Annotated in this window: 12 protein-coding genes and 1 pseudogene; 7 read left to right on the top strand and 6 right to left on the bottom strand. The window is 70.9% G+C overall.

Annotation, left to right across the window (positions count from 1 at the left end):
* The 3 genes and pseudogenes from A5713_RS29750 to A5713_RS19435 form a co-directional block, all read left to right on the top strand.
* Positions 1-122 (top strand): annotated as a pseudogene (locus A5713_RS29750) (hypothetical protein); the annotation flags it as partial.
* Positions 123-162: 40 nt separating this feature from the next.
* Positions 163-948 carry an alpha/beta fold hydrolase gene (locus A5713_RS19440; protein WP_067921349.1) on the top strand — a complete coding sequence of 262 codons (786 nt, stop codon included), beginning with the start codon at positions 163-165 and terminating at the stop codon, positions 946-948.
* Positions 949-950: 2 nt separating this feature from the next.
* The gene (locus A5713_RS19435) at positions 951-1,253 is read left to right on the top strand and encodes an MGMT family protein (protein ID WP_067921347.1); all 303 of its coding nucleotides are present in this window, start codon (positions 951-953) and stop codon (positions 1,251-1,253) included.
* Here the strand turns inward: A5713_RS19435 and A5713_RS19430 are convergent.
* The 3 genes from A5713_RS19430 to A5713_RS19420 form a co-directional block, all read right to left on the bottom strand.
* Entirely contained in the window at positions 1,250-2,104 is an 855-nt protein-coding gene (locus A5713_RS19430; RefSeq protein ID WP_067921345.1) for a TIGR02569 family protein, read from the bottom strand. The two genes, A5713_RS19435 and A5713_RS19430, sit on opposite strands and share 4 nt — an antisense overlap.
* 483 nt (positions 2,105-2,587) lie before the next feature.
* Positions 2,588-3,775: an adenylyltransferase/sulfurtransferase MoeZ gene (gene moeZ / locus A5713_RS19425; protein ID WP_068098033.1), complete on the bottom strand. Its 1,188-nt coding sequence runs from the start codon at positions 3,773-3,775 to the stop codon at positions 2,588-2,590.
* 93 nt (positions 3,776-3,868) lie between these two features.
* The gene (locus A5713_RS19420) at positions 3,869-4,903 is read right to left on the bottom strand and encodes a DUF3152 domain-containing protein (RefSeq protein WP_231980525.1); all 1,035 of its coding nucleotides are present in this window, start codon (positions 4,901-4,903) and stop codon (positions 3,869-3,871) included.
* Positions 4,904-5,104: 201 nt separating this feature from the next.
* Between A5713_RS19420 and A5713_RS19415 the strand changes: the two genes are divergently transcribed.
* Positions 5,105-5,791, top strand: coding sequence for a TetR/AcrR family transcriptional regulator (locus A5713_RS19415; RefSeq protein WP_067921339.1), 687 nt, complete (start codon positions 5,105-5,107; stop codon positions 5,789-5,791).
* Here the strand turns inward: A5713_RS19415 and A5713_RS19410 are convergent.
* Positions 5,778-6,047 (bottom strand): DUF3107 domain-containing protein, encoded by a 270-nt coding sequence (locus tag A5713_RS19410; RefSeq protein ID WP_067921359.1) that lies wholly within the window; start codon positions 6,045-6,047, stop codon positions 5,778-5,780. The two genes, A5713_RS19415 and A5713_RS19410, sit on opposite strands and share 14 nt — an antisense overlap.
* A gap of 206 nt (positions 6,048-6,253) precedes the next feature.
* Between A5713_RS19410 and A5713_RS19405 the strand changes: the two genes are divergently transcribed.
* Positions 6,254-6,976 (top strand): MmpS family transport accessory protein, encoded by a 723-nt coding sequence (locus tag A5713_RS19405; RefSeq protein WP_068098031.1) that lies wholly within the window; start codon positions 6,254-6,256, stop codon positions 6,974-6,976.
* A gap of 171 nt (positions 6,977-7,147) precedes the next feature.
* Here A5713_RS19405 and A5713_RS19400 read toward each other — a convergent pair whose 3' ends face one another.
* A complete protein-coding gene (locus A5713_RS19400; protein WP_067921335.1) occupies positions 7,148-7,867 on the bottom strand; it encodes a ferritin-like fold-containing protein in 720 nt (239 codons plus the stop codon).
* A 249-nt stretch (positions 7,868-8,116) separates the two neighbouring features.
* Between A5713_RS19400 and A5713_RS19395 the strand changes: the two genes are divergently transcribed.
* Together A5713_RS19395 and A5713_RS19390 are read left to right on the top strand one after the other, a co-directional pair.
* Entirely contained in the window at positions 8,117-9,613 is a 1,497-nt protein-coding gene (locus tag A5713_RS19395) for a DEAD/DEAH box helicase (RefSeq protein ID WP_068098030.1), read from the top strand.
* 15 nt (positions 9,614-9,628) lie between these two features.
* A complete protein-coding gene (locus A5713_RS19390) occupies positions 9,629-10,849 on the top strand; it encodes a hypothetical protein (protein ID WP_068098029.1) in 1,221 nt (406 codons plus the stop codon).
* An 86-nt stretch (positions 10,850-10,935) separates the two neighbouring features.
* Here the strand turns inward: A5713_RS19390 and A5713_RS19385 are convergent, their stop codons facing one another.
* Positions 10,936-11,736, bottom strand: a complete 801-nt coding sequence (locus A5713_RS19385) for a ParA family protein (protein WP_068098028.1) — start codon at positions 11,734-11,736, stop codon at positions 10,936-10,938.
* Between the last annotated feature and the right edge of the window lie 33 nt (positions 11,737-11,769).

Below are 11,769 nucleotides of genomic sequence, written 5' to 3'. Positions count from 1 at the left end.
ATGACGAGGCCGGCTTGGACACCGAATATCTGACCACCGCCGACCGCGAGGCGAACGAGGCCGACGTGATCGAGCAGGCCTACGTCGTCCCCACCGACGACGAGTGGGAGGACGGGCGCTGAGCCCGCGAGCGGCCGTGTCCACGGCCGGCGCGGTCGACCGGTGACCGCCGACCTCCACGTACACCGTTACGGGCCGCCCGGTCCGGTGCGCGTGCTGGCGCTGCACGGGTTGACCGGCCACGGGCAGCGCTGGCAGCAGCTGGCCGGCCTGCTGCCCGAAATCGCCTTCGCCGCACCGGATCTGATCGGCCACGGCAGGTCGTCGTGGGACGCGCCGTGGAGCATCGACGCCAACGTCGCCGCGATGGCCGCGCTGCTCGACGACGTGGCCGAGGCGCCGGTGCTGGTGGTGGGACACTCCTTCGGCGGCGGGCTCGCCATGCAGCTGGCCGCGACGCGGCCGGACCTCGTTGCCGCGCTGCTGCTCCTCGACCCGGCGGTCGGACTGGACGGCGCGTGGATGCGCGAGATCGCCGACGCGATGTTGTCCTCGCCCGACTACCCCGACGCCGGGGAGGCGCGCCTGGAAAAGCTGCACGGCTCCTGGTCGGATGTGGACCCCGCCCTGCTCGACGCCGAGATCGACGAGCACCTGATCGAGCTGCCGGGCGGCCGGTACGGCTGGCGCGTCAGCCTGCCGGCGATGATGGCGTACTGGAGCGAGCTGGCTCGCGACATCGTGTTCCCGCCGGCCGGGACGGCGACGGTGCTGGTGCGGGCCAAGCGCACGTCGCCGCCGTACGTCGGCGACCAGTTGATCACCGGCCTGCAGGACCGGTTGGGATCGGGGTTCCGGCTGCTGGACTTCGACTGCAACCACATGGTGCCCTACGCGGCGCCGGCGGAGGTGGCGGCGCTGACGCGCGAGCTGCTGGGAGCCGGCTGATCGTGGCGCCGGTGACCGACGAGCAGATCGAGCGGGTGCGCGCGCTGGTCGCGGCGATACCGTCCGGCAGGGTCGCGACCTACGGCGACATCGCCGACGTCGCAGGGCTTTCCAGCCCGCGCATCGTCGGGTGGATCATGCGGACCGACTCCTCGGATTTGCCGTGGCACCGGGTGATCACCGCCTCGGGGCGCCCGGCGCGTCACCTGACCACCCGGCAGCTGGAGCTACTGCGCGCCGAGGGCGTCCTAGCCACCGACGGCAGGATCGCGCTGCGCGAAATCCGTCACGACTTCGGTCGCTAGAGAACCAGCCGGACCAGCGCCGCGGTGCGGGCCAGCCCGGGGAACGCCTCGGCCGTCGACCGCGGATGCAACGCATGGACCGCGAGCCGGAACATCAAGGCGCGCAACAACATCTGCGGCCATTCCGGCAACGCGTTCCAGCGCTCGATGAGTCCGTCGTCGGCCTCACCCCAGGACAGGGCGTCGACGACGACGACACCGGCCGCCCAGGACGCGGGCCGCCAGTAGGGGGTGATGTCGGTGATGCCCGGGGCCGCGGTGCCGACGAAAAGCACTGTGCCGTAAAGGTCTCCGTGCACCACCTGGTTCGGGCTCTTGGTCGGCCGGCGCAAGGTGGCCAGCTGGTTGATCAGCTCCACCGACCGCTGGGCGTCGGCCGTCGGCGGAGCGGTCCGGGCGCCCGGGGGCACGGAGGCCAGCGGCCGTTCCTCCCAGGCGGCGCGGTCGGCGGCGATGAAGATGTCGACGTCGCCCCACGGCGCGGTGGGCCCCTGGGTCAGGAATCGGGGGCGTTCCAGTTTGCCGGTGGCCTCGTGCAGGCGTACCGCCGCCGAGACCACCTCGTCATGGCGGGGCTCGGGCGTTCCGGCGACGAAGGTGTCCGCCCGCCACCCGGAAACCACGTATCGGCCGTCCGTCGAGCGGACCGGGCGGGCCAGCCGAACCCCGTCGACGAACAGCGTCTCCCGCACCCGGGCCGACCAGGCCGCCCGGGCGTGGTCGGCTACCAGTGACAGGACGACTTCGCCGCAGCGCCAGCCGCCCTCCCAGCTAGCGCCCAGATAGACGGGCTGCACACCGGTCAAACCAAACGCCGCCAGCACATGCTCCGGCGGTGGCTCGACATTCACACGGGAAGCTTAGACGAGGGGACCTGCGGCGATCGCGAGCGCGGCGAAGCCGGGCGCGGCGGGTCGCCGCCCATAAGCACTGCGGCGATCGCGAGCGCGGCGAAGCCGGGCGCGGCGGGTCGCCGCCCATAAGCACTGCGGCGATCGCGAGCGCGGCGAAGCCGGGCGCGGCGGGTCGCCGCCCATAAGCACTGCGGCGATCGCGAGCGCGGCGAAGCCGGGCGCGGCGGGTCGCCGCCCATAAGCACTGCGGCGATCGCGAGCGCGGCGAAGCCGGGCGCGGCGGGTCGCCGCCCATAAGCACTGCGGCGATCGCGAGCGCGGCGAAGCCGGGCGCGGCGGGTCGCCGCCCAAAAGCACTGCGGCGATCGCGAGCGCGGCGAAGCCGGGCGCGGCGGGTCGCCGCCCAAAAGCACTGCGGCGATCGCGAGCGCGGCGAAGCCGGGCGCGGCGGGTCGCCGCCCATAAGCACGCCGTATCGGGTCAGTACATGACCATGTCGGGTTGCATCTGCTGCGCCCACGCCACAATGCCGCCCTGCAGATGCACCGCGTCGGAGAATCCGGCCTTGCGCACCGCCGCCAGGGCCGCGGCCGACCGCACACCCGTCTTGCAGTACAGCACCGGCATCCGGTCCTGCGGCAGCTTTGCCAGACCGTCACCGGAATCGATCGAGGACTGCGGGATCAACTGGGCCCCGTCGATGTGGTTGATCTCCCATTCGACCGGCTCGCGGACGTCGATCAGCGCCACCTTCCTGCCCGAATCCAGCAGCTCCCGCAGTTCCCGCGGGGTGATGGCGGAGCCGGCGACGGGCGAACCGACGTCGCCGGCCGCCGCGCCGCAATACTGCTCGTAGTCGATCAACTCGGTGACCTTCGGCGCCGCAGGGTCCTTGCGGATCGCAATGGTGCGGTAGGACATTTCCAGCGCGTCGTAGAGCATCAACCGGCCCAGCAGCGACTCTCCGAGCCCGGTGATGAGTTTGATCGCCTCGGTGCCCATCACCGATGCGACCGAGGCGCACACGATGCCCAGCACGCCCCCCTCCGCGCACGACGGCACCGTGCCGGGCGGCGGCGGTTCGGGGTAGAGGTCGCGGTAGTTGAGGCCCCGACCGCCGGGCGCATCCTCCCAGAACACCGAGACCTGACCCTCGAACCGGTAGATCGACCCCCACACGTACGGCCTGCCGGCCAGCACGGCGGCGTCGTTGACCAGGTACCGGGTGGCGAAGTTGTCGGTGCCGTCCACGATCAGGTCGTACTGCGCGAACAGGTCGACGGCGTTGCTCGAGTCCAGCCGGAACTCGTGCAGGCGCACCCGGACCAGCGGGTTGATCGCGGCGATCGACTCCCGCGCGGATTGGGCCTTGGACCGCCCGACGTCGGCGACGCCGTGGATGATCTGGCGCTGCAGGTTGGACTCGTCGACGACGTCGAAATCCACGATGCCGATCGTTCCGACGCCGGCCGCGGCCAGGTACAGCAGCGCCGGCGCGCCGAGCCCGCCGGCGCCGATCACCAGCACCCGGGCGTTCTTGAGCCGCTTCTGCCCGTCCACGCCCAGGTCGGGAATGATCAGATGGCGGCCGTAGCGGGCCACCTCATCGCGGGTCAGCTCCCCCGCCGGCTCCACGAGAGGCGGCAGTGCGGTCTGGGATGTCGACACGCCCGAACATCTCCTCGGTCTCGATCTGCGGTTCGTCGTCCACAACCATCACATCAGCCGCAGAAGTGCACGGCAATGAATTCAACTCACCGGTCAGGCGATCGGGAACGGCCAGGGGTTGAATCGGCAGGTCTTCCCGTCGGCCTTGACGAAATCCGGGTCGAACTGGGCGGCATCGTCGTTCGACGTGGAGAACGTCTGCTGCATCATCACCGGCGCCAAAGCGCCCTGCTGCTCGCAGGGTTCGTGGCGCACGTACCCGATGGCGTGGCCGACCTCGTGGTTGATCACGTACTGGCGATACGAACCGACGTCACCCTCGAAGGGGACGGCCCCGCGCACCCAGCGCGCCTCGTTGATGAAGACCCGCGACTGCCGGTCCTTGCCGAACGACGGGTTGTAGCAGGACGTCTCAAGGCGAAATTCGTAGCCGCAGCCCTCCCGGACCGTCACCGGGGACACCAGGGAGATCCGGAAGTCGGGGTTTCCGCCATTGGTTCCGTCGATCCGGATGAACGCGAATTGCGGGTTGTGGGTCCAGCCCTTCGGGTTGGCCAGCGTCTGGTCGACCATCTCGGCGAACGCGGTGTCGCCGCCGAACATGGTCTCGTCGATGCCGTTCTCCACCTCGACGGTGTAGTGAAACACCTTGACGGTGCCCTGGCCGATCTGCGGCGTCGTGCCGGGCACCACGTGCCATGTCTTGTCGCCCGCCTCGGTGAACGGGCCGCCGTCCGGCAGCGTCCCGGCGGGCAGGTTCGCGTCGAACGCCGCGAGTCCGCGTGGCGGCGCGTCGATGATCGACGTGCCCACCGCGCCGATCGCCTGCGGGCTCTGGATGGGCTGATTGGCTGCCGGCTTCCTGGCGCTGGTGCCGGTGATCGTCTGGTAGACCACCAGCACGGTCACCACCGCCAGAACGGGCAGCGCGTACGCGCGCCAGCCGTAGGTGGACACGAACCGTCCCAGCCAGGTCTGTTTGCGCCACTGCCGCGGCCGCTCCCGGTCGGCCCTTGCCCGTCCGGCGTCGCGGGCGACCGGGTCGCGCAGGGCGCGAAGCGGTTCCCGCCACTCGTCCCGCAGCACCGGCACGCGACCGGTGCCGCGCGAAGGCCGCTGGGACGTCATTTCCCCAGGATTACACAGTCGGCCGGTGCGGCCGTCCTTGGCGCGCCCGAATGCGCCGGGCGACACCGCTTTCTGCCTGCGACGACGGCGGCGACGACAACGGCGGGCATGGCTCGGGTAGTAATGTCTCTCGCAACGAGCCGCGCGCGGCTGGCCCACTGGTGCCGGCGGCCGGTTGCCGACACATCAGATGAGGACTCGATGAGCGAACTCGCCAAACCCGCGGCGCGGCGTGCCGTCAAGTCGGCCGACCGCGGTCGGCCCGGGGACGGCATCGCGGCCTCGAGCCGACGCGGCAACCGGTTGCCCCGGGACGAGCGCCGGGGCCAGCTGCTCATCGTGGCCAGCGATGTGTTCGTCGACCGCGGCTATCACGCCGCCGGTATGGACGAGATCGCCGAGCGCGCCGGGGTCAGCAAACCGGTTTTGTATCAACACTTTTCGAGCAAACTCGAGCTCTACCTGGCGGTGCTCGCCCGGCACGTCGAGAACCTGGTCTCCGGCGTGCAGCAGGCGTTGAACACCACCACCGACAACCGCAGGCGGTTGCACGCGGCGGTCCAGGCGTTCTTCGACTTCATCGAGCACGACAGCCAGGGTTACCGCCTGATCTTCGAGAACGACTACGTCACCGAACCCGAGGTGGCCGCGCAGGTGCGGGTCGCCACCGAGTCGTGCATCGACGCGGTGTTCGCGTTGATCAGCGCGGACTCGGGCCTGGACCCGCACCGCGCCCGGATGATCGCGGTGGGGCTGGTCGGCATCAGCGTCGACTGCGCCCGCTACTGGCTGGACTCCGACCGCCCGATCTCCAAGGCGGACGCCGTCGAGGGCACGGTCCAGTTCGCCTGGGGCGGGCTGTCACACGTGCCGCTTACTCGCCTTTAGCGCCCTTCCCGGTGAGTTTGCCGACTTCGGCGCCGATACCGAAGCCGACCCGGCGCGAATCGGCTGGCCCGATCTCGACATAGGCGATCTTGCTGGTGTGCACCAGGAAGCGGCGGCCCCGCTCGTCGTTCAGCCTCAGCAGGCCCGGCCCCTCGCTCAGCGCCGCGCTGACCAGCTCTTCGACTTCGGCCGGCGTCTGCGCGCTGGAGAGCACCAGCTCGCGCGGACTGTCCGTAATACCGATCTTGACCTCCACGGTCACCCCTTCCGTAGGTATTGAAGTCGACAGACCTGTCAGCTGCAGGCTAGTGGACGCGGCGGGCCGGCATCCCCGACGGTCCCCGCCACGCGGTTCGCGGCGGGCGAAGCCCCGGTCGCGGGCGGATAACGATTCGCTTCCAGCTGTGTGCACTGCGGGGTTCGACGGCCGATCCGTGCTTTCACATCGCTAACTTCGGCACCATGGGTACCACACTGGCCGATCTCGACAGGGTGCGGGACTACCCCGACGACGAGACCGATGAGCTCTACGAAGCCGACTCCTACCCCGAGGGCGACTACACCTGGACCGGCTGGCCGGCCGAGTTGCGCTGGTGCCCGGCCACGGCGATCCTGGGCGCCGTGGTGGCCGTCGGCGCGATCGCGACCGCCGTCATCATCAACAGCGGCGACAGCGCCTCGACCAAGGCCACCCTGGCGCCGGCGCCCCAGCCGGTGACGTCCGCGCCGGCGACCACGAAGAGCTCGGCCGCGCCCAGCGCGCAGCCCAGCCCCTCGCGCACGGCCCAGTTGCCGCCCGAAACGTTCACCACGGTGACCCCGCCGCCCAGCGCATCACCCAGCCTGGCGCCCACCGGAACGCCGACCGCCACGCCGCCCCTGACGCTGACGCCCCCGCCGTCGGCCGCGCTGAACCCGCGCACCGTCGTCTACAGCGTCACCGGCACCAAGCAGCTGCTGGACCTGGTCAACATCGTCTACACCGATGGGCAGGGCTACTCCCAGACCGAGTTCAACGTGTCGCTGCCGTGGACCAAGGCGGTGATCCTGAATCCCGGCGTGCAGAACCCGTCGGTGGTCGCGACCAGCTTCTACGGGCGGCTCAACTGCTCGATCGTCAACGCCTCGGGGCAACTGGTGGCCGCGTCGGCCAACAACTCGAGCCTGGCGACCTGCGCGCGCTGAGTCCGATGGCCGTGACCCGCTGCGCCCGGCTGCACCGCGCTTGCGATCACGGCTCAGTCCGATGGCCGTGACCCGCTGCGCCCGGCTGCACCGCGCTTGCGATCACGGCTCAGTCCGATGGCCGTGACCCGCTGCGCCCGGCTGCACCGCGCTTGCGATCACGGCTGAGCGTCAGCTCAGACCCAGTTCACGCATCCGCCGGTCGTGCGTCTGCTGCAGCCGGTCGAAGAAGGCGCTGAGCTGGCCCAGGCTGCCGGTGCCCGTCACGACCAGGTCGACCAGCTCGTCATGGTCGGCCAGCAGGTACTGCGCCTGCGTGATCGCCTCACCGAACAGGCGACGCGACCACAGCGCCAGCCGGCTGCGCTGCTTGCCGCTGGCGGTCACCGCGGCGCGCACCTCGGCGACGACGAACTGCGAATGCCCGGTCTCCGACAGCGCCGCCCGCACCACGCCGGCGATCTCGTCGGGCAGCCCGTCGGCGATCTCCAGGTACAGGTCGGCGGCCAGCGCGTCGCCGACATAGGTCTTGACCAACGCCTCCAGCCACGTGCTGGGCATCGTCAGCCGGTGGTAGTTCTCCAGCGCCGAGACGTACTTCGACATCGCCGACACCACGTCGACCCCGCGGGCCTCCAGGGCGTCGCGCAGCAGCTCGTAGTGCTGCATCTCGGCGGCGGCCATGCTCGCCATCGAGATCCGTCCGCGCAGGTTGGGGGCCATCCGAGCCTCGTCGGTCAGCCGATAGAACGCAGCGATCTCGCCGTACGCCAGGACCGCGAACAACTCGTTGACGCCCGGGTGGTCGGCCGGCAGGCGAGGGGCGGGCGGACCGTCCCCTCGGTCGGCTTCCAGGTCGGCTTCGGAGGGCTGCCAAGAGGGCCGGGTCATGGCAACACTGTAGTCGGCGGACCTGGCGCAAAATGGGGCCAGCTGTCGACCGGCTATCATGTATGGAGATAGCGGCTGTGTTTCCGCGATAAGAGCCGCTATCGGCGAAATGTGCGTGCACAGCTGGCCCGCCCCGAGCAGGGCCGGCGACTCGGCGACGTATTCGGAGTCGGAACTCGTGCGCGCGTGACCGCGACAGAGAAACACCGACACAAACCGATATGTCACCGAAAGGCGTACTACCCACGCATGAGCACACTGACCAGCACAACTGAATTGACCTTTGCCAACCTCGGCGTCCGCGACGAAATCGTGCGCGCCCTCGCGGAAAAGGGCATCGAGCGGCCCTTCGCGATCCAGGAGTTGACCCTGCCGCTGGCGCTCGCCGGCGACGACCTTATCGGCCAGGCGCGCACCGGCATGGGCAAGACGTTCGGCTTCGGCGTCCCGCTGCTGCAGCGCATCACCGCCCAGGCCGCGACGCGCCCGCTCAATGGGACGCCACGCGCCCTGATCGTGGTGCCGACGCGCGAGCTCTGCGTGCAGGTCACCGAGGACCTGGCCACCGCGGCCAAGTACCTGACCGCCGAGGACGGCCGACGGCTGGCGGTCATCTCCATCTACGGCGGGCGTGCCTACGAGCCCCAGATCGACGCGCTGCGCGCCGGCGCCGACGTCGTGGTGGGCACCCCCGGCCGACTGCTCGACCTGGCCCAGCAGGGCCACCTGCAGCTCGGCGGGCTCTCGGTGCTGGTGCTCGACGAGGCCGACGAGATGCTCGACCTGGGCTTCCTGCCCGACATCGAGCGCATCCTGCGCCAGATCCCCTCCGACCGGCAGTCGATGCTGTTCTCGGCGACCATGCCGGGGCCCATCATCACGCTGGCCCGCACGTTCATGAAGCAGCCCACCCACATCCGGGCGGAGGCACCGCATTCGTCGGCGGTGCACGACAAGACCGAGCAGTTCGTCTACCGCGCCCACGCCCTGGACAAGATCGAGCTGGTCAGCCGCGTGCTGCAGGCCGAGGGCCGCGGCGCCACCATGATCTTCACCCGCACCAAGCGCACCGCCCAGAAGGTCGCCGACGAGCTGGCCGAGCGGGGCTTCAAGGTCGGCGCCGTGCACGGCGACCTGAACCAGGTCGCCCGAGAGAAGGCGCTCAAGGCATTCCGGTCAGGAGACATCGACGTGCTGGTCGCCACCGACGTGGCCGCGCGCGGTATCGACATCGACGACGTCACGCACGTCATCAACTACCAGATCCCAGAGGACGAGCAGGCCTACGTGCACCGGATCGGCCGTACCGGCCGCGCCGGCAAGACCGGCGTCGCGGTCACCCTGGTGGACTGGGACGAGCTGCCCCGCTGGTCGACGATCGACAAGGCCCTGGGGCTGAACTGCCCCGAACCCGCCGAGACCTACTCGAGCTCCCCGCACCTCTACGAAGAACTGGGTATCCCCGCCGAGACGACCGGCACCGTCGGCGCGCCCAAGAAGCCGCAGGGCCCACGGCGCAACACCGAGCGTGACGGCCAGAAGGCCGAGCGGTCCGGGCGTGCCCGGACCGGCGCGCCGCGGCGGCGCACCCGCGGCGGCCAGCCCGTCACCGGGCACCCCGGCGGGAACGCCGCTGCCGACGCCACCAGCGGCGAAGCCGCCGCCGAGGGGTCCGGCAACACCGGGACCAGCCGGCGTCGGCGCCGGCGCCGCAAGCCCGCCGAAGCCGGCGCGCACGCCAACTAGGCCGCGCGCCCACGGATGGTCAGACCCGAACGCCGCACCAAGGGCGACATCGTGGCCGCCGCGGCGATCGCGGTCGTGGTCGCCGCCGTCGCCTCGCTGATCTGGTGGACCAGCGACGCCCGGGCCACCATCAGCCGCCCGGCCGCTGTCGCCGCGGCCAACCAGAATCCCGCCCGGCAGGTGCCGGCCACGCTCAAGGAGCTGTGGACCGCGCCCAGTCCGGCCACCACCGCACCGGTGGCGGTCGGCGGCACGGTGATCACCGGCGACGGCCACCGGGTCGACGGGCGCGACCCCCGGTCCGGGCTGTCTCGCTGGAGCTACCAGCGCGACAGCGACCTGTGCGGGGTCTCCTGGGTCTACCACTTCGCCGTCGCCGTCTACCGCGACGACCGTGGATGCGGCCAGGTGAGCACGCTCGACGGTTCCACGGGCCGCCGCGGGCCCGCCCGCAGCGGCTACGCCGACCCGCGCGTGCGGCTGTCCTCCGACGGCACCACCGTGCTGTCGGCCGGCGACACTCGGGTGGAACTGTGGCGCTCGGACATGGTCCGGATGGTGGCCTACGGCGAGACCGACGCGCGGGTGAAGCCCCCGACGCGCGGGCTGCACTCCGGCTGCAGGCTGGTCTCGGCGGCGGCCAGCTCGTCGGCCGTGTCGGTGCTGGAGAGCTGCGTGAACCAGGCCGACCTGCGGCTGGTGCTGCTGCGGCCCGGCAAGGACGACGACGAACCCCAGCAGCGCGTCGTCGCCGAACCCGGGATCACGGCGGACTCGGGCGCCCGGGTGCTGGCCGTCTGGGAGAGCAACACGGCGGTGTATCTGCCCGCCCCGCAGCCGCGGGTGGACGTGGTCGACGAAACGGGCACCACCGTGTCGAGCACCCTGCTGCCCAAGCCGCCGTCCGGCCCGGGGGCGGTTTCGCACGCGGGCAGCCTGATCACCTGGTGGACGGGCGATTCGGTGATGGCTTTCGAGACGGGCAACCTGACGCTGCGCTACACCATCGCCGCCGGCGCGACGACCGCGCCGTTGGGGCCGGGCGCGATGATGGCGGGCCGGCTGCTGGTGCCCGTCACCGGCGCGATCGGGGTCTACGACCCCGTCAGTGGCGCCAACGAGCGCTACATCCCGGTGAACAGGGCGCCGGGCCAGCCCGGACGCGCGGTCGTCCCGGCCGTCGCGGGATCCCAGGTGTTCGAGCAGCGGGGCGACGCCGTGGTGGCCCTGGGCTGATATCGCGGGTGCGCTCGCCGCGGCGGCACGCCGACGTGCCGCGCCGTCGGCGCACAATCAAAGCCGCAGGCGCACAACCGCGCCCGCTAGACCTCGACGGCGAACGTCGGCAGCGGCTTGCCGGTCTTCCAGTGCTTGAGCAACGCCTTCGCCAGGTCGGCGTAGGCCGACGCGCCCTTGTTCTTGCGCCCCGACATCACCGAGGAGCCCGAGGCGCTGGCCTCGGCGAAACGCACCGTCCGCGGGATCGGCGGGGCCAGCACCGGCAGGTTGTAGCGGTCGGCGACGTCCAGCAACACGTCGCGGGTATGGGTGGTCCGCGAGTCGTACAACGTCGGCAACGCGCCGAGCAACCGAAGATCCGGGTTGGTGATCTGCTGGACGTCGGCGACCGTGCGCAGGAACTGGCCGACGCCGCGGTGCGCGAGCGTCTCGCACTGCAGCGGCACTATCACCTCGTCGGCGGCGGTCAGGCCGTTGAGCGTGAGCACACCCAGCGACGGCGGGCAGTCGATGATGACCACGTCGAAGTCGTCGGCGAGCTTCGCCAGCGCGCGTTTGAGCGCGTACTCGCGGCCGGCGCGCATCAGCAGCATCGCCTCGGCTCCCGCCAGGTCGATGTTGGCCGGCAGCAGCGTCATGCCCTCCATCGTCGTGACCAGCGCGGCGTTGGGCTCGACCTCGCCGAGCAGCACCTCGTGCACGGACACCGGGAGCTTGTCGGGATCCTGGCCGAGCGAGAACGTCAGGCAGCCCTGCGGATCCAGGTCGACCAGCAGCACCCGCTTACCCTCGTCGACCATCGCCGCGCCCAGCGAGGCAACCGTCGTCGTTTTGGCGACGCCGCCCTTCTGGTTGGCCACCGCCAACACCCGGGTCTTACTCACCAGCGCCCGCCCCTCCTGTTGCCACGGTCACAG

The organism is Mycobacterium sp. E2497 (genome assembly GCF_001668695.1).
Lineage (GTDB): Bacteria > Actinomycetota > Actinomycetes > Mycobacteriales > Mycobacteriaceae > Mycobacterium.
The sequence above is the reverse complement of the archived record's forward strand: the minus strand, read 5'-3'. Positions and strand labels throughout refer to the sequence as shown.